At 71.2% G+C, this 17,285-nt stretch carries 14 protein-coding genes; 7 read left to right on the forward strand and 7 right to left on the reverse strand.

All coding sequences use genetic code 11. The annotated features are described in order from the left end of the window. Positions 1–26: 26 nt before the first annotated feature. Positions 27–773 (forward strand): class I SAM-dependent methyltransferase, encoded by a 747-nt coding sequence (locus tag AC08OT_RS01105; RefSeq protein WP_462186686.1) that lies wholly within the window; start codon positions 27–29, stop codon positions 771–773. Here AC08OT_RS01105 and AC08OT_RS01110 read toward each other — a convergent pair. Next, on the reverse strand, positions 752–1,630 hold the full coding sequence (locus tag AC08OT_RS01110; RefSeq protein WP_462186697.1) for a glycosyltransferase family 2 protein: 879 nt from the start codon (positions 1,628–1,630) through the stop codon (positions 752–754). The genes AC08OT_RS01105 and AC08OT_RS01110 overlap by 22 nt on opposite strands. Positions 1,631–1,894: 264 nt before the next feature. Between AC08OT_RS01110 and AC08OT_RS01115 the strand changes: the two genes are divergently transcribed. Both AC08OT_RS01115 and AC08OT_RS01120 read left to right on the forward strand, forming a co-directional pair. Further along, positions 1,895–2,221: a class E sortase gene (locus AC08OT_RS01115; protein WP_476593374.1), complete on the forward strand. Its 327-nt coding sequence runs from the start codon at positions 1,895–1,897 to the stop codon at positions 2,219–2,221. A 436-nt stretch (positions 2,222–2,657) separates the two neighbouring features. Further along, positions 2,658–4,469 (forward strand): putative bifunctional diguanylate cyclase/phosphodiesterase, encoded by a 1,812-nt coding sequence (locus AC08OT_RS01120; protein WP_476602468.1) that lies wholly within the window; start codon positions 2,658–2,660, stop codon positions 4,467–4,469. A gap of 119 nt (positions 4,470–4,588) precedes the next feature. On the opposite strand, the gene AC08OT_RS01125 is transcribed toward AC08OT_RS01120, so the two are convergent. The 4 genes from AC08OT_RS01125 to AC08OT_RS01140 form a co-directional block, all read right to left on the reverse strand. Next, on the reverse strand, positions 4,589–6,214 hold the full coding sequence (locus tag AC08OT_RS01125; protein ID WP_476593376.1) for a Gfo/Idh/MocA family oxidoreductase: 1,626 nt from the start codon (positions 6,212–6,214) through the stop codon (positions 4,589–4,591). After that, entirely contained in the window at positions 6,211–6,972 is a 762-nt protein-coding gene (locus tag AC08OT_RS01130; RefSeq protein ID WP_476593377.1) for an arsenate reductase/protein-tyrosine-phosphatase family protein, read from the reverse strand. Before AC08OT_RS01130 ends, AC08OT_RS01125 begins: the two co-directional genes overlap by 4 nt. Before the next feature lie 78 nt (positions 6,973–7,050). Then, positions 7,051–7,914 carry a TylF/MycF family methyltransferase gene (locus tag AC08OT_RS01135; RefSeq protein WP_476602471.1) on the reverse strand — a complete coding sequence of 288 codons (864 nt, stop codon included), beginning with the start codon at positions 7,912–7,914 and terminating at the stop codon, positions 7,051–7,053. 1,474 nt (positions 7,915–9,388) lie between these two features. Next, on the reverse strand, positions 9,389–10,594 hold the full coding sequence (locus AC08OT_RS01140; RefSeq protein WP_476593345.1) for a glycosyltransferase family 4 protein: 1,206 nt from the start codon (positions 10,592–10,594) through the stop codon (positions 9,389–9,391). Between the two features lie 414 nt (positions 10,595–11,008). Here AC08OT_RS01140 and AC08OT_RS01145 point away from each other — a divergent pair, with 414 nt between their 5' ends. The 4 genes from AC08OT_RS01145 (at position 11,009) to AC08OT_RS01160 (ending at position 15,438) form a co-directional block, all read left to right on the forward strand. Further along, positions 11,009–12,106 carry a UDP-glucuronic acid decarboxylase family protein gene (locus AC08OT_RS01145; protein WP_476593344.1) on the forward strand — a complete coding sequence of 366 codons (1,098 nt, stop codon included), beginning with the start codon at positions 11,009–11,011 and terminating at the stop codon, positions 12,104–12,106. Positions 12,107–12,150: 44 nt separating this feature from the next. Then, positions 12,151–13,005, forward strand: a complete 855-nt coding sequence (locus AC08OT_RS01150; RefSeq protein ID WP_462203397.1) for a class I SAM-dependent methyltransferase — start codon at positions 12,151–12,153, stop codon at positions 13,003–13,005. A 77-nt stretch (positions 13,006–13,082) separates the two neighbouring features. Continuing rightward, entirely contained in the window at positions 13,083–14,681 is a 1,599-nt protein-coding gene (locus AC08OT_RS01155; protein WP_476593343.1) for a hypothetical protein, read from the forward strand. Beyond that, a complete protein-coding gene (locus AC08OT_RS01160) occupies positions 14,668–15,438 on the forward strand; it encodes an FkbM family methyltransferase (RefSeq protein ID WP_476593342.1) in 771 nt (256 codons plus the stop codon). Before AC08OT_RS01155 ends, AC08OT_RS01160 begins: the two co-directional genes overlap by 14 nt. Here the strand turns inward: AC08OT_RS01160 and AC08OT_RS01165 are convergent. Both AC08OT_RS01165 and AC08OT_RS01170 read right to left on the reverse strand, forming a co-directional pair. Further along, on the reverse strand, positions 15,422–16,426 hold the full coding sequence (locus AC08OT_RS01165) for a glycosyltransferase (RefSeq protein WP_476593341.1): 1,005 nt from the start codon (positions 16,424–16,426) through the stop codon (positions 15,422–15,424). The genes AC08OT_RS01160 and AC08OT_RS01165 overlap by 17 nt on opposite strands. Next, entirely contained in the window at positions 16,423–17,280 is an 858-nt protein-coding gene (locus tag AC08OT_RS01170) for an FkbM family methyltransferase (protein ID WP_476593340.1), read from the reverse strand. Before AC08OT_RS01170 ends, AC08OT_RS01165 begins: the two co-directional genes overlap by 4 nt. Positions 17,281–17,285 lie beyond the last annotated feature (5 nt).

Here is a 17,285-nt window from a genome sequence, read left to right on the forward strand (position 1 = left end):
CCGATGATGGCGACAAGGGGTCGTGTATGGAAGCCGATCTGCGGTACCGCAACGGTGGTAACCCGCCTCTCCTCGATCTGATCGACATACCGGCGGGTAAGGCGCTGGACTGTGGGTGCGGAGCCGGGGACAACGCGCGGCTGCTGAGGGCCCGGGGCTGGCGGGTGACGGGGGTGACGATTGATCCGTCCGAGCGGGCCGCCGCCGCGGCCGAGTGCGACCACGTCGAACTTGCCGATCTGAGCGCCGGGCTGCCCTTCGTCCCCGACGGGAGTCACCAGCTCGTGCTGCTTTCCCACATCCTCGAGCACCTGGCGGATCCGGTGCCGTTGCTCGTCGAGGCCCGGCGGGCGCTGGCACCCGGCGGCCGGGTCCTGGTAGCGCTGCCGAACGTGCTGCACTACCGGCAGCGCGCGCTGTTCCTGCGGGGTCGGTTTGAGTACACCGAGACCGGTCTCATGGACGCTACCCACCTGCGGTTTTACACCGTCGACTCGGCACGGCGGCTGTTGGAGGACAACGGACTGCGCATCGTCGCCACCGCCACCACCGGTGGTCTGCCGTGGTGGCGCACCCGTGAGCTGCTCCCTGGGGACCTGGTGCGGCGGTGGGATCGCCGCGTGCTGGACCGGTGGCCGAACATGTTCGCCTGGCAGGCGCTGTTCCTCGCGGCGCCACAGGCGACGCGCCGGACCGGCGCCCCCGGCGTTGCCGTGATGCGGCAACGGTCCGCGCCTGGTGGCCGGCCCGGCTACGGCCAGCTTGTCCAGTGAGCGGCGCGCGGCTCGTCGTCACGTGCCTCTCCCGGCGGGGGAAGCATCGAGAGACCGTCCAGCAGGCCGTGGAGGACGAGGGCCGAGGTTCGGGTACCGTGCCCGAGGAGCATGTCCAGGGCGACGGCGCGGGGTAGCACGACGACCGCCGTCGCCAGGGCGATCAAGGCGGCCCGGGCCCGCCATCCGCGGACCCGGGCGAACCAGAGCCGGTTGCGCACCCCGTAATAGGCGTCGCCACGCCGGGGGACGGTCGTGCTCCCGATGTGCCGTGCACGGTGCGGACTGACCACGACGCTCCATCCGGCTTCCCGGACGCGGTAACAGAAGTCGACATCCTCGAACCCGAGGTAGTAACGGCCGTCCAGGGGGATCCGCCGCAGGCAGTCCGCCTTGACGAACATGATCGTGCCTGCGACCCAGTCGGCCTCCAGGGGTCGGTCGCCGGGGGGGCGCCGGGCCTTCGGTGCCGCCAGGACCGGGCTCAGCCGCGCCGGGCCCGAGCGCCGACCGTCGTCGTCGACCAGGGTGGGAGCGACCACGCCGATATTCGTCCCGGCCAGCAGCTCCAGGCAGGCGCGCAGCGCCGGGTCCGGGATCCTGACGTGGTTGCCGATCAGGAGATAGGCCTGCGCGGCGGGGTAGCCGTGGCTGGCGAGCCGGAAGCCTCCGCCGAGACCGAGGTCGCGGGGCGGCAGGATCCAGGCGACCGAGGCCGGCAGGTGGTCGGGTCGGTCCGACCGGTCGTTCGCGACCACCGCCACTTGGGCGATGACGGGGCTGCCGTCGAGCCACCTCGCAAGCTCCACGGTCGGCCGGTGTGGACCCCAGTGGACGATCACCGCCACGGTCTTCATCGGACCCCCTGCGTCGCTCGGGTAGAGCATCCGGTCCGGCGGGCGACGAGCCTCCACGGCTCGGAATGAGTACTGAGGGTAACAGGAATGCTTTTGCATGTAACGGTGAGTGAGATGCAGGATGCTGGCGTGACCCGCCGACGATACTGCGTGCTCCATGATTCGGTGTGCTCCACGATTCGGTCCACATCATTCACCGGCCATGGTGGGAGGCGCCCCCGCCAGCGTCCTGCGCCGGGGTCCGGACATATGACGGGGACCGCCATGCCCGGTGAGCTGGAGAATGTCGTGGTTTCCGGATATCGGACCGCATATGGAGCACTGTTTAGTCGTCTCGATGAGTTGAAGGTTGGGGATCCCCTCCCCGTCGAGGTGCGAGACCGTTACTACACGTATCGCGCCGCCGAATCTCAGGTGGTAGCCCCGACTCGGTTCGACGTCGCCTGTCCGGTGTCCGGGGAACTTGGTGAGGTGCCGGGCAAGGAGCTGATTACTGTAGGATCTCCGCCCCTGGCGGGGGATTTCCCGGAATGGACACGGTGTGGTCCCGGGTGGCAACGGTTTGGATTTCGCCGGTGCCCTTCATGGTGATTAGTATCCCCGGCAGTTGGCCAACGACGGTGTCGGCGGCCACGGGCCGAGCCGATGCCGGTGGAAAGTCGGGCATCGGATACCCTGCGAACTGGCGCACGTTACGCTCGGATAGCGCGGGGATAAACCAGACGCGTGATGCCGGCGGTGGTGGCGCCGTGGGCGGCCATCCTCGACCGGCTGCGGCGGCTTGCTCAAGGACGCAGCTCGCTCAAGGACATTGTGGGATCGGCTTCGGGGGAATTCGATGAATGGGCGGGATCGGATACGGCGTGGCTCGACGATCCGGCACGGCGGTGCGGGCCGCCCGTCGGGTGGCCACCGGTGGTTGCGCCACGAGGTCGGGGCGGGGACGGCTGTCCCCGGGAGCACGCGGACCGGCGATGTCGGTCCGCGTGCTCGTCCAAGTCATGGATGCGCTGCGGGTGGAGCGACGATGGTCCGGTCAGTGTTGTTCCGGTCAGTGTTGTTCCAGTCAATGCTGCCCCGGTCGATGCTGGTCCGGCCGCTCTCGGGGGTCGCCGCCCTGATGGGGGGTGCGCTCGGTCTGTTTCTGGGACTGCTCTGTCTCATCGGCGGATGGGGCGGGCCCGTGCCGTCGCCGGTCGCGTTGTCGTGCGTGGTGCTCGCGGCCGCGGCGTTGTCGATCGCGGTGGCGATCCTCGCCGCGGCGGTCCGGCCGGGTCCGAACGGTCTGGCCGGTCCAGCCGGCCCGGACATCCGGTCGTGGGATCCCCGGGGAGGCGTTGGCCGTGCGTGGCCGTGGCGCGGCGTGGTGGACGAGCTGACCGGGCTGCCGGGCCGACGGTACTTCCTCGACGTCGCCAGCCGTTGTCTCGCGGGCGGTGAGCACCGGGCGCGCGGCGCAACGTCCGTGTCGGTGCTGCTCATCGATCTCGATCGGATGCGCGATGTCAACGGGGCGCTCGGGCATGAGTATGGGGACCGCCTGCTCGCCACGGTGGGTCGCCGGCTGCGCGGGGCGCTGCCCGGATCGGATCTGCTCGCCCGGGTGGACGGCAACGCGTTCGCTGTGCTGTTGCGCGGCGCTGACGTGGTCCGGGCCGAACAGGTCGCTCGGCGGTTGCGGGAGGTGCTGGAACTGCCCGTTCCGCTCGCGGGAACTCCGGTGCGGCCCGAAGCGAGCGTGGGGATCGCCCATGCCCCCGAGCACGGCCGTGGCGCGCTGGAGCTCTTTCGTCATGCAGAGGAGGCGATGTACCTGGCGAAGGGGGGCCGTCACGGGCAGACCGTCTACGCCCGCGATCATCCACCGATCAACCGGGCCCGCCTGCTGCTGCGGGCCGAGGTGCGTCATGCGCTGGACTCCGGCCAGATCGAACTGAGTTACCAGCCCAAGGCGGATCTGCGCAGTGGTCGGATCAGCGGTGTGGAAGCTCTCGTCCGCTGGCGTCATCCGGTCGACGGCGTGCGGTCGCCCGACGCCTTCCTGGCGGAGATCGAACGCGCCGGGTTGATGCCGAAGCTCACCGTGCAGGTCCTTGACCAGGCCCTGGCCGACTGCGCGCGCTGGCACGGCCGGGGTGCCCCGCTCGCGGTATCGGTGAACGTCCCCGCGTCGGTCATCGTCGACTGCGCCTTCGTCGGCGTGGTGCGGGCCGCGCTCGCCCGGCACCGGCTCCCGCCCTCGGCGCTCGTCATCGAGGTCACCGAGGACTCCCTCATCGTGGCGCGGGAGCTGGCACAGGGAACCCTGGCGGGGCTGCGCCGGTTCGGTGTGCGGGTCAGCCTGGACGACTACGGCACCGGGTTCTGTTCGCTGTCGTACCTGCGCGAACTGCCGGCCGACGAGGTGAAGCTGGACCGGACCTTCCTGCGTGACCTCGACCGCGATCCGGCCGCGGCCGAGATCGTGCGGTCCACGGTCTCCCTGGCGCATGCGCTGCGGTTACGGATTGTCGCCGAGGGGGTCGAAACGCAGCGTTCCTGGGCCTCTCTCGCCGCCTGGCAGTGTGACGAGGTCCAGGGATACTTCGTGTCACGTCCGATGGCCGGGGAACGAGTCGTCGGCTGGTTGCGGGAATGGGGCAGCCGGCTTGCCGTCCATCCCGGGACCGCGCCGCGCGCCGTGGCGGGACCGGTCGACACCTGCGCGGCACAGTCCCCGGTCTCCCCGATCGTGGCACCGGCGGTCGAGGCCGTCGTGGCCACGCGTCCGTCGGCGGCGGGACCGGCAGCCCGGCGGGCGGTCGGGCGCCGGGTGCCGGCCGACCTTGCGGCCTCCTGATGGCGGTCGACGGCGTGGCGGTCGACGGCGTGGCGGTCGCACCGGGCCCGTGATGGCGGTCCGATTCGGGGGTCCGGGCGCCGCCGGCACCAGGACCGTGACGTCCCTGATCCCGGGGATCAGGGTTCGGGCCCATCCCCGCCGGCTGCGGCGTCCAGCCGTAGCGTGAGCGCGGCGACGGCGGCGATCTGCCCTGCGTCCTCGCCCGGGGCGCCGGCCACGATGCCCTCGCAGATGTCGCGGTACATGGCCGGGTAGCTGTTGAGCCGGTTGACTCGCCGCCGCCGCAGGATGCGGGACCCGGCCTCCGCGGTGTACTGCGAACCGTCGACGATGGTGGCCGTCACACCGTTCGCGCGCAGCTGGGACTGTTCCCGCAGACCGTGCCGGCTGCCCCCGGCACTGGTCAGCACGAGCGAGAGGACCGCGTCGTTCTCCAGCTCGACGTACACCGTGAAGGTGTCCGTGCGGGAGCGGGCCACCGTGCTCCGGCGGACCGGCGCGAAGTCGTTGAGCCAGAGGAAGTGGTCGATCCAGTGGCAGCCGTTACTGACCAGCCGGGTGCGTGAGGACGGCCAGCGGTACCAGTGCCGGCGGGGAAGCGGTTCCTCGTACACCACGGCACTGTAGATCAGCGGCTCGTTGCCGTCGGCTAGGCGCAGGTCGGAGCGCAGCCAGGCGTTCATCGGGCTGTGGCGTCGCTGGAAGCAGGCGAACAGGCGCCCGCCGGCGTGAAGGAGTTTCACCAGCCGGTCGAGATCGTCCTCTGTGGTGACAACGGGCTTCTCGACGACGGCCACTGAGCCGAGCCGCAGCGCCTCCCGGGCCAGCGGCGCGTGCGTGTGGTGGTAGCCCGCGATGAGGACGACGTCGGCCCGCTCCCCGTCCCGGAGCAGCGCCGCGGTGTCCCAGGAACATCGGTCCGGTCGCCGGGCGCCCAGCTGGACGGGGTCGATCTCATGCACACCGACGAGGTCGAGGTGATCACGGACGTGCGGGGCGATTTGTGTCTTGGCATAGTGTCCCAACCCGAACAGGACAGCGGTGGGTCGTCCGGACGCGGGCGGCGGGCCATGGCGCGGGGTGCTCTCCGTGATCGGACTGATCCCGGCGAGTGGGCGATCCCCGGGTCGGGCCCCGGTCCACTCGGTTGCGAGCCAGGCGACGAGACGATCGACGGCACCGGGATCCACCGGTGCTCCCGACATCGGAGACCAGCCGATGAGCGTGTCGTCCACGACCGGCAACGCGGTCGCCGGCCGGGCCCGGTAGACGATCGCGGATCGCGGTGGTGGATCGGGGCTGACGAAGCCGAGTGGGTCGGCGGGAGCGGGAGCGCCGGTGGGGCCGGGCGGCCCGACCGGGCGGACGAGGTCCTGATGCAGGACGACGCGTTCCATGCACGCCGGGTGGCAGGGGGCGACGAAAGCGACGGTCGTTCCCGTCCGCGAAGCCGCCCCACCAGCGGGTGGGACGGCTTCGACCAGGGTGCCCAGGCCCACGCCGAAGTAACGCTGGTTGCGGTCGCGTTCCCGCAGCCGGCTGGCCGTTTTGCGGGCGACCGCGCGGATGCCGAACTCGCGGGTGTAGGCGGCGAGGGCCCGGCCGCTGCCCGCCCTGACGAAGAACTGACCGTCCACGGGAAACAGCGTCACCCAGGTGTCCGGGCGGATCCGGCAGTGGCCGGGCAGGGGGGTCTCGTCGAGGAAGCCGGCCAGCCACCGGTTCCCGATCAGGATGTTCATCCCGGTGCCGGGGTCCGGTCGACCGGGACATCCGCGAGGCCTGCCGGGCCTGCGGGGTCCGTAGGCGCGGCCGCCAGTGGCTCGTGACACGCCTCCGCCAGCAGGGCCATCGGCCGTGACAACGTCTCTTCGATCATCCGCGCGCAGTTCTCGAACGCCTCCCGACCGCCGTCGAGGGGGTCGGCCAGGTCGTCGAGGGCGGCCGGTAGCGCGCGGCCGGCGGCCCGGATCCGCCAGGCCGTGGTGGCGAGGTACTCCCCGGCCACCCGTGCCCCGCCCGGGGGGATGTCGGCGGGGCGGACTCCGGAGGTCAACCGTCCGAACTCGCGCAGGGTGAAGGTGCGGCGCATGGCCCGCGGCACAAGGCCCACCACCGTCGAGCGGTGTGCGCGGGTCGCGCACAGCACCAGATCGCTGGCCTGGACCAGGTCCGCTGTCAGCAACCTTGCCCGGAAGCCGGACGGGTCGAGCCCTCGCGATGCCAGGATCGCCGCGGCCTGGGGATACATCGCCTCACCTGCCCGGGCGCATACTCCCGCGCTGCTCACCAGAAGATCCCCGGCGGGGCCGGGTGGATGCCATCCCTCGGACGAGGGCTCGTTACCCCCGGTCCCGCCGGATGCCGGCGCGCCGGCCGCGCCGAGGCCGATCCGGTCCAGCGCGGCGCTGAACCGGGCGGCGGCGAGATGCTCGGCCAGGGGCGAGCGGCAGACGTTGCCGGTACACACCATCAGTACCGCCCACGGTCGTTGCCGCACTGCCACTCCTTCCTCCGCCATCCCCTTCCTCCTCTCTCCGCCGGGGCCGGCGGACTGCGGACCAGCTCAGCGTGACCGCTAGGGCTCGTTCCGGCGCCAGTAGACGCAGGTCCAGTCGACTTCGATGATCGGCTCGGTCACCCCGTGGGCGGCCCGGTAGTCCTCGACCGCCGCCCGGCAGCCGGGAACGGCTCCATAGTCGTCGACGATGCAGAAGCCGCCGTCGGAGAGCTTCGGGTAAAGCGCCGTCAGCGCGTCGGTGGTGCTCTCGTACGTGTCGCCGTCGAGGCGCAGGACCGCGAGGCGCTCGATGGGCGCCGTGGGCAGGGTGTCCCGGAACCAGCCGCGCAGGAAGCGGACCTGATCGTCGAGCAGGCCGTAGCGGCGGAAGTTGTCCCGCACCTGCTCGAGGGACACCGACAGCTCCGCGTACTCGTGGTGGCGGTCGCCGGTGTCGGCGGCGTAGCGCCCCGGATTGGGCGCGGGCAGGCCGGCGAACGAGTCGGCGACCCAGACCGTGCGGTCGGGGACGCCGTAGGCGGCGAGCACCCCGCGCATAAGGATGCACGCGCCGCCCCGCCAGACCCCGGTCTCGATGAGGTCGCCTGGGACGCCGTCGACGATGACTCGTTCGGTGCACTCCTGGAGGTTGCGCATCCGGTGGTCGCCGGTCATCGTGAGCGCCAGCCGCGGCCAGTCCCGGCCGTCGGTCCGGGCGCCCGGTGCGCTCCTCTTGACGATTTCCATTCCCTGGCTGCGGAAGGCTCGTACCAGCATCCTCTTCGCGCCGGTGCGCGGCTCCCACGTACCGCCGTCCCGACCATCCCAGAGAGAGCAGGTCAGCGTCGTGCGAAGCAGATCGAGATACCGCACCGAGGTATCGGAAAGGTCGTGACGGGCGACGGTCGGGTCGTGCGGGGCAACGGTCGGCGTCGTGGTCATCATGGCTCCTGATGAGAGGGGTGAGCGCGGAAAGGGGATGGGGCCGGGGGCCGTCGGGCTCCGTTCGCTATTGGGTGAGGTGCCGTCCAGGGGGGCGCTGCTGGGTGAGGTGGCGTCCGGGGGGGCGCTGCTGGGTGAGGTGGCGTCCGGGGGGGCGCTGCTGGGCGAGGCGCCTGCCGCGCGGGCGAGCAGGCGGGTACTGGCCAGGTGCAGCAACACGGCCGAGGCGGTGTAGGTGATCCCCGACACCGCGGCCACGATCGGCAGGCGGCCGTCGTGCAGCGCCGCCGCGAGCCCGAGCACGGTCGACAGCGCGACCGGGACCTGGATGGCAAGCACCGTGCGGGCGGCACGGAACCCGAGCAGTACATGGGTGAGCAGGTAATCGACGGACTGCGGGATGGTCGCCAGCACGAGGACCTGGGCGGCCGGGGCGGCGGGGGCGAACCGCGTGCCGTAGACGATGCGGATGGCCGTCGGCGTGACGAGGGTGATCGCACCCGCCACTACGGCGGCGAGGGCGACGGTGGCGATGACCGCGCGGCGCACCACCCGGGCCCGCTGCCGGGGATCGACCAGGGTACGGAGCCGGCTGAACATCACCATGCCGGTTGCCTGGCAGACGGTCGTGCAGGCGCCGGCGAGGGCGACGGCGACGGCGTAGAAGGCCACCTGCTCGGCGGCCAGGAAGGTGGCGACGAGCAGCATGTCCAGCTTGTAGATGACCTGAGCCCCGACGACGGTGCCGTAGGCCCCCAGGGCGGACCGCATGAAACGGCGCCGGGGCAGCAGGCGTCCCGGCCGCGCGAGCGCGGGAAGGCCGCCGAGCACCGCCACGTGGTACCCGAGTGGGGGTAGCAGGGCCGTCACGCCGAGGGCCAGCATCCACGATCCTGGATCGCGGACTCCGCTGCCGGCGAGCGCGGCGAACGCGGCCAGTGTCGCCGCCGCCGGTAGCAGCCGGACGAGCTGGAACTCGCCGGTCATCCGACCGCGGCGCTGCGCGAGCCCGGCGGCGTTGGAGGCGGCCACGGCCGCGGCGGTGAAGCAGGTCGCGCCCAGCACGGCGACGGTGTCCCAGGCGGGTCCCCGCCCGGCTCCCGCGCCGCCCGAACGGCCCGGGCCCACAGTGATCAGCGCCGGCACCACGGTGAACAGCACCGCGGCGAGCAGCGCCGACGCGACGGTCTGGGTGAGCAGCGGGCCGAGCAGCGCGCGGTCCTCACCGTCATCGGTGACCAGCGTCTGGGAGACACCCAGGGCGAACACCATCGCGAGCATGCCCGCCCAGGTCTGCAGCGCGACGAACTCGCCGCGGGCCACTGGCCCCAGGGTGCGGGCGGCCAGGACGCCGGTCGCGGTCCCGACGACCAGCGTGCCCGCGTTGCCGGTGAGTACGGCGACGGTGGAGCGGGGAAGCCGGCTCGCGAGCGGGCCGGTCATGACGGCCCGGCGATTCGGCTGACGGCTCTGGTCATCCGCGCCGAGCGGTGTCGCGCACATGGGCAACGGCGCGCAGGAAGCCGTCCACTGACGCGGCGAGCTCGATGTCGCCGATCACCTTCTCCGACTCCTGGGCCATCCTGGCCAGGACGTCGGGGCGCGCGCGCAGCTCCCCGAGGATCCGTGCGAGCGCGTCCACATCGCCGGCCGGGTGAACCCGGCCGTTGCGGCCGGGACGGACATCGTCGGTCGGGCCGGTGGAGCCCACCCGGTCGCTGACCACCACCGGCAGGCCGCAGAGCACCGCCTCCTTGACCGCCAGCGGGTGCGGGTCCCGCTCGGCGGGGTGCAGGTAGAGGTCGCTGGCCGCGTACAGGCGGGGGAGCCGTTCCTGGTCGGCGAATCCGACCATCCGCAACGCGCCGCCGAGCTCGGCGGCCACCGCGTCGAGAGCGGGGCGCAACACTCCGTCCCCAGCCATGATCACGATGATTTCCCGGTCGACCGGACCCCGGGGGGCGCGGGTGAGGACGCGCAGCGCGTCCGCGATGTCGAGGGGGCGCTTCCGAGAGATCATCTTTCCGGCGAACAGGGCGACAAGGGCGTCCGGGGCGATACCCAGCTCGGCGCGAATCGCCGTTCGATGCTTCTCCCGATGAGCCAGTACGGCCCGCAGCACCGTCTCATCGGTGGGATACGGCGTGCGGAACATGCGGGTGGCGGGGACTCCATAGTGGGCCAGGTACGCCTCGTTGTTGTCGCCGATCGTGAGGAATGCACTCACTGAACGCATCAGGTGGGGCAGCGTGAGCCGTTTGACGGCGCGGACGGCGGGGGTTCGCTGGCCGAGGAGTTCGCTGTCACTGATCATGAGGGCGGGTACGCCCCGTCGCCGGCACCAGGCGAGCGCCGCGAGGGAATGGGCGTACCGGTATCCGTAGACGAGCACGCAGGCGGGGCGCAGCCGGTCCAGGGCCGCCCAGGTCCGGGTAACCATCTGCCGGCTGGCGTCGGGCTGCCGCCAGCCCGGGCGCAGCGGCAGGTCCGCGATGAACTCGTGGTGATAACCGGTGACGATGTCCGATTTCCACTGCACGTCGAGGCCGAAATCCGCGTCGAAGTAGCGTTCCAGGCCCGATCGGGACAGGAAGAGCACCCGAAGATCCACCTCGTGTTCGGTCAACGCCCGGTACAGCGGCGCGAAATGCTGAATCGCGTGCGATACGACGACTGCCACCGTCGTCGACCTGTGGACGGAGGTCATGAGCCGGCTGTTCCTCCTCGCAATGACCGCTGATCGGACCGGGTGGGCCGTGCGCCAGTACGAATCGATCCGACTCTGTCACTCAAAGTATTAATCGAGCAACTGTTTGTAGATGCGTGTCGCGTGTCGCGTGTCGCGTGTCGCGGGCCGTAGGCCGCGGATCGCGGGTGCCGGGGTGCCGGGAACCGGTGGGGCCCGGGTGGCGGTGGGTGGCGGTTGCGGCGTCATCGGGTGGAGACACGCGGGTCCCCCGCCGTGGTAGTCCTCCTTCTATCACTGTCAGTGATAGAAGGAGGACTGTCTGAGGGGCGCGCAGTGTCGTTGTCGACCGATAGCGGAACGTGACGCCCATGACCCGGCTTTCCTTACTCACGGGTGGTGGTTGGAGTGACCAGGCGGGTCGTCGTCGCCGGCGGGGCCGGCTTCCTTGGAAGCCATCTCTGTGACCGCCTGCTGGCTCGGGGCGCCGAGGTGATCTGCGTCGACAACTTCCTCACCGGCCGGCCGGACAACATCGACCATCTTCGGAGGCATGGCGGGTTCCGCTTGCTGCGGCGGGACGTGACCGAGCCGATCGACGTCACTGGTCCGGTCGACGCCGTGCTGAACTTCGCCTCCCCCGCGTCCCCGGTGGACTATCGGGCCCTGCCCTTGGAGACCCTGTCGGTCGGTGCGTCGGGTACCGCGAACCTGCTGGATCTGGCATATCGCAAGAACGCCCGGTTCCTCTTGGCCTCCACCTCGGAGGTCTATGGCGACCCCCGGGTCCACCCCCAGCCGGAGGAGTACTGGGGCCACGTCAATCCGATCGGTCCGAGGAGCATGTACGACGAGGCCAAGCGCTTCGCTGAGGCGTTGACCGCCGCCCACCGCGCCACCCACGGCACGTCCACCGGGATCATCCGGATCTTCAACACCTATGGGCCGAGGATGCGCGCCGACGACGGGCGCGCCATCCCGACCTTCATTGCGCAGGCCCTGCGTGGCCAGGCCGTCACCGTTGCGGGCGAGGGTCGCCAGACTCGGTCGCTGTGCTACGTCGACGATCTGGTGGAGGGGATCGTGCGCATGCTGGACAGCGACCTTCCTGGTCCGGTGAATCTCGGCAGCCCCCAGGAGATGACGATCATTGATGCGGCGCGGCTCGTCGTGGAGGTGTGCGGGGCTGACGTCCCGATCACCTTCGTTCCGCGGCCGCAGGACGATCCCACCGTGCGCTGCCCCGACATCACGCTGGCGCGGGAGGCGCTCGGGTGGCGACCCCTGGTGGACGTACGGGACGGGCTTGCCCGCACCGTGGCCTGGTTCCACGGACGTGTCGAGCGGCCGCGGTCCCCGTGGGTGGTGCCCTGTCAGGAGCCACCGGCGGGCTCGGACGTGCTTGGCGGTGACCGCGACGGGTTCACCGTGCGGAGTGGCGGACCGGGGGGTGGCGGACCGGGGCTGGCGGTCAAGGTGGGCGAGGGCGACGCGGCGGATTCGTGACCTCAATCCATTGCTCTTTGTAAGAGGTCGGCTACTTTAAGCATGTGACCCGGGATGGCTCTGGAAACCTCGCGACGATCCCCGGGCGTCGTGCCGGTCCGCTGCGCTGGCGGCTGGCGGGACGTCTGGCCGCGGTCCTTCCCGACCTGCGCGGTCGTGGCTGGCTGACCCGATGGGTACAGGGCTCTGCGAACGCCTACAGCGGTCCCCGCTATCGGCCACCGGCGCTCGCGCCGGTGTTCGACGCGGTTCTGCGCCCCGGTGACTGTTGCTATGACGTCGCTGCTGGCCTTGGGCTCTACACCCTGTGGGCGGCCGGGGTGGTGGGAGCGGCCGGCGAGGTGCATGCCTTCGAGGAAGCACCGCGCACCGGGGCGACGCTCGCGGCCCTGGTCGAGCGCAACCGGCTCTCGGGTGTCCACCTGTCTACCGCCGCGGTGGGCGCTACTGCCGCGGTGGGCGCCGTGCCCATCCCGGGCGCGACGACCATCACCCTCGATGCCTACGCTGCGCGGCACCGACCGCCTGACCTGGTCAGGATCGGTGGTGAGGCCGAGGGCCTCGACGTGCTGCGCGGCGCCGGTGAGCTCCTACGGGCGCATCGGCCGGCTCTCCTGCTGGCGATGCCGCCCCGCCTCGCCCGCCGCGGCGGAGACCGTCCCGGCGAGAACGGCCACCGCGGCGAACGGGATCGGCGGGCTGCCGGGGACCATCCCGGTGAGCTGGTCTCGCTGCTGGCCGCCGCCGGCTACCGGATCCTCAATCTGAGCCGGCGCGGGCTGACCGGGCAGGGCGTCTTCTCGCCGAACGTGCTCGCGCTCCACGACGGCTGGGAGCGTTTCGAACAGGTCGCCGTCACCCTGCGGCGCACGCCGCTGCCCCGCGACCAGACGGCGTGAGGTTCGGGCATGCCTGATCTTCTCTGCTGGCGGGCTCTCTGCTGGCGGACGTCCCGGGCCGTCTGCCCGCTCGCGGGATGTCCGCGGCGCCACTCGGGCACGCCTACCGGCGACGCCTCGCCGATCCCCTCGGGTGCGCCGTAGTGATCGCCCCGGCCGTGCCGGGTGGGAGGGTTGCCTACGCCGCCCGCCGCCCGCCGCTGCTGTGGCTGATGATCGTGATGGTCAGCGTGGCGCCGTGGTTCGTCGAGGCGTTCCGGATGCCGTCCGAGTCCGACCGGGTGGTCCTGCGCTCGGTGGCGTTCACGTTCGAATGCCTCGCTGCGCTGCTCCTGGTCGGTGCGCGAGCGGGACGTGGTTACGGGCTGGGCTTGTTCCGTCTCGGCCCCTGGTACCTGCTGTGGACCGGGATGTCGTTCGGACTGGTGTCACTGGTCTGGCGCACCCCCCAGCTGGACACCCCGCAGATCCATCTCGACGGCGTGCTGCGGGCACTCGCATTGGCGAGCCTCGCCCTGCCGCTGTGGACCTGCGGATACCTGCTCGGCCCGGGCCGGATGGTGACGCGCGCGGCCACCCGGTTTGCCGCCGCGGCGGCGCCCGGGACCGGTACCCGGCTGCGTGGCCGGAACGTGCCGTGGATCCTGTGCGGGATCTCGGTGGCGGCCAGGGTCCTGCAGATCCTCCTGGGCCAGTATGCCTACCTGGGCGACGCGTCCCAGAAGGTCTCCGAGGCGAGTGCCTACGCCCAGCCGCTCACCCTGCTCGGCGGCCTCGGGATGTCCGCCCTCCTCATCGCCGCCGTCGATCTGGCCCGGGGCGGGGGGCGTCGGCGGGCCTTCGTCGCCCTGCTGTCCATCGAGATCCTCTTCGCCGTCGCCAGCGGGATGAAGGGGGTGTTCGCGACCAGCGTGTGGGGGGTGCTGATCGCGTTCTCCGTCGCCAGCGGCCGGCTTCCAATGCGGTGGATCGCCGCGGCCGCCGCCGTCTTCGTCCTCGTGCTGATTCCCTACAACGCCTCCTACCGGGCCCAGGTACGCAGCCAGAGCCACACCCTGGACGCCCAGTCGGCGGTGTCCATGGCGCCGACCGTGCTGGGCCAGACGCTGTCCGGGGACGCCCCCGCGGGGGAAGGCCCCGCGGAGTCACCGCTGGAGTACCTGACCTCGCGGATGCGGGGCATCGACAGTCTGGCCATCGTCGTCCAGCTGTCTCCCGACATCGTTCCCTACCGGGACATCAACGAGCTGTTCCTGGCTCCCGTCCTGACCGCCGTGCCCCGGGCGGTCTGGCCCGACAAACCGATCAGGGCCACCGGCTACGAGTTCAAACAGCAGTACCTCTCGGGGAACGCCCGGATCTACTCCGCGGCCGCCGTCTCCCCCCAGACCGACCTCTATCTGCATGGGGGCCTGCTTCCCCTGCTGGTCGGCATGGCACTGCTGGGCGCCGGTTTCCGGCTGATCGACGAGGCGTGGGACCCGGCGAAGGATTTGCGCTACATCGTGATCTTCGTTCCGCTCTTCCTCCAACTGGTCAACTCCGAGAGCAGCGTGGGGGACCTCCTCGCGGCGTTGCCCATCCAGCTGGCCGTGCTGTTCCTGACGGCACGTTTCGCCTACGGCGGTGCCCGGCCCGCAACGAAGGGAAAAGATCCTACTCATGGACGCCAGTGATGTTCTTTACCGAACCAAGATCTCGATCGCCGGTGTCCTGACGTCCCCGGCGGTGGGGACAGTCATCGCGGCGGCCACCCGCAACCGGGTCCCCAACCACGGGCTGCGTTTCGACGTGGCTGACCGCGACTTCACCCCGCAGGCGCGGGCGGCGCTGTTCTGGCGGCTGTACGAAGGGGCCGAGATTCGGATGATCCGCCGTCATCTCACGACCTCGGGCACCGTCGTGGAACTCGGTGCGAGTCTGGGCATCACCAGCGCGCATATCGCCTCGCGGCTGGCCCCCGGCTCGCGGCTGGTGTGCGTGGAGGCAAACCCTCACCTCATCGAGGGCCTCACGCGACGCCTGGCCGCGTACGCCGGGCACATCACCCTGGACGTGGAGAACAGGGCGATCATGCAGGCCGTGGGCCCGGTGGCGTTCGCCCTCGTCGGGAACAACCTCGGTTCCCGGTTGTGGGACGACGCGTCGCGGCGGACCGTCACCATTCCGGCGGCCACGCTTCGGGACCTGCTGGTACGCAGGAGGATCGCGGAATTCGACCTCGTCAGCGACATCGAGGGTGCGGAGGCGTCGTTTCTGTTGGGGGATCCGGGCGCGCTGGACCGGTGCCGTCGAGCGGTGTTCGAGATGCACGACACGACCTTCGAGGGACGGCCCGTCACCGCGGCGGACCTGCTCGACGCCGCGCGTGGACTGGGCTTCCAGGTGGTCGATCGCCACGGGGTGGTGGTCACGCTCAGCCGGGACGGGTGAGCTCCCCCGTGCCGGCCGCCTTCTCCCGCCGGTCGGTTCCCCCCGCGGGGTCCGGTGGACCGATCGGCCGGTCCCGGGCCGGGCGAGGACGCGGGACGGAGCGGGCCTCGCGCGTCCACGTACTCCACCGGGACGCCTGGGGTTCCCCGGGCAGGGTCTGGTCGATGTCGGGGATGCGGGCGAGACCGTCCACGACGCCGCGCAGGCCGCAGTGGACGCGGACGATTCCGCGCCGGCGCACCAGCTCGGACACGGCGACCCGGGGCAGCACCGCCAGGAGCAGCCAGGCGGTCACCAGCGCCACCTGCCGCGGGCGGCCGTGGAGGCGGGCGAACCACAGCCGGTTGCGTACCGTGTAGTAGGTGTAGCCGTTGCTGGGTACCGTCCCACCACCGGTGTGCCAGGCCTGGGCCGGACTGACGAGGACACGCCACCCGGCCGCCTGAGCGCGGTGGCAGAGATCCACGTCCTCGTAGTACAGGAAGTACCGAACGGCCATCGGCACCTGCCGATGACACTCGGCCTTGATAAAGGTGATCGCGCCGGTGACCCACGGCACGTCATCGGCGTGGTCCGTGGGGGTCCGGCGGGCGCGCGGCACGGTGAAGACGCGGGTGAGTCCGGCGAAGCCCGGATGCAGACCGTCGGCGTTGACCAGAGTGGGTCCGACGATGCCCACGTCCGGGCGGGACAGCAGTTCCAGACAGGCGTCGACGGTGGCCGGCACGAGCTGGACGTCATTGTTGAGCAGGAGATAGCAGTCGGTGGCCGGATAGGCGTCACACGCGTGCCGGAAGCCGCCGCCGAAACCGAGGTTGCCGGGGGGGACGAGCCAAGCCGTCTCCTCCCCGAGGCCGTCGGGCCGTCCTCGCAGATCGTTCGCCACCACGACGACCTCGCTGATCCGAGGTATCGCCGCCAGTTGCGCGGCCAGATCCATCGTCGGCGCGGTCGGCCCCCAGTGGACGATGACCGCCGTGGTCCTCATGCGCGCACCAGGGGCTCGGGAACCTGCCCGGACGCGGGTCGCGCGGTGGCGGGCGGGACGTCCGGCACGGCCAACGTAGACCAGGGTGCCGCCGTCAGGAATCGCCGAGCCGGCGGCGGAACCTCCGCGTCGACGATGCGGTACCCGTGCCCGCGCAGCAGGTCGCCGACGGCCTCGGCGTTGCGTCCGGTGACCTCGCAGATCACGGTCGGGCGGATGTCGCCCAGAAGCCGGTGCCCACCGCTGAGGACCGCGTGCTCGGCCCCCTCCACGTCGATTTTCACGACGTCCGGTGCCGGGAAATGGGAGAGCAGGCCGTCCAGGGTAAAGGTCGGCACGAGCTGCGCCGCGCGGGTGCCGCCGGTCTGGCTGCTGCCGAATCCGTCCAGATGGCTGGTCGCGCGGTTGCGACTCGCGATGTGGAACGTGCTGATCCCCGGGGCCGCGCCGACCGCGGCGGGCAGGATCTTCACCGTGGCACGGCCATCGGTGGCCGATGATCCGCCGCGGCGTGGTGACCGTGTCTGCGACCGGCGCAACATCCCGACCAGCCAGGTGTCGGGCTCGACCGCGACGACCGTGCCGGACGACGTCGCGGCGGACGCGGCGGCGAAGGCGAACAGTCCCACGTTCGCGCCGATGTCCCAGACCACGTGGCCGGGGCGCACGACCTCGCCGACCAGGTCGGTCAGGACCGGATCGACGGCGGCGAGACTGGGGCGCAGATACTTCAGACCCGCCTCGGAAGAGACGTAGATGCGCGTCGCCTGGAAGGGCGGCGGCAGGCGGCGGGCCACCACCAGATGGTGGGTGAGCCGTTCCGCGAAAGGGCGTAGGGCGGACAGGGTCGGCACGGTGT

It is taken from the genome of Frankia sp. CgJB1 (assembly GCF_977947065.1).

What these genes read in the sequence shown, in the direction of transcription:
- AC08OT_RS01105 (WP_462186686.1), top strand. Translation starts at nt 27, where the DNA reads ATGGAAGCCGATCTGCGGTACCGCAACGGTGGTAACCCGCCTCTCCTC.
- AC08OT_RS01110 (WP_462186697.1), bottom strand. Translation starts at nt 1,630, where the DNA reads ATGAAGACCGTGGCGGTGATCGTCCACTGGGGTCCACACCGGCCGACC.
- AC08OT_RS01115 (WP_476593374.1), top strand. Translation starts at nt 1,895, where the DNA reads ATGCCCGGTGAGCTGGAGAATGTCGTGGTTTCCGGATATCGGACCGCA.
- AC08OT_RS01120 (WP_476602468.1), top strand. Translation starts at nt 2,658, where the DNA reads ATGGTCCGGTCAGTGTTGTTCCGGTCAGTGTTGTTCCAGTCAATGCTG.
- AC08OT_RS01125 (WP_476593376.1), bottom strand. Translation starts at nt 6,214, where the DNA reads ATGAACATCCTGATCGGGAACCGGTGGCTGGCCGGCTTCCTCGACGAG.
- AC08OT_RS01135 (WP_476602471.1), bottom strand. Translation starts at nt 7,914, where the DNA reads ATGACCACGACGCCGACCGTTGCCCCGCACGACCCGACCGTCGCCCGT.
- AC08OT_RS01155 (WP_476593343.1), top strand. Translation starts at nt 13,083, where the DNA reads ATGTCCGCGGCGCCACTCGGGCACGCCTACCGGCGACGCCTCGCCGAT.
- AC08OT_RS01160 (WP_476593342.1), top strand. Translation starts at nt 14,668, where the DNA reads ATGGACGCCAGTGATGTTCTTTACCGAACCAAGATCTCGATCGCCGGT.
- AC08OT_RS01165 (WP_476593341.1), bottom strand. Translation starts at nt 16,426, where the DNA reads ATGAGGACCACGGCGGTCATCGTCCACTGGGGGCCGACCGCGCCGACG.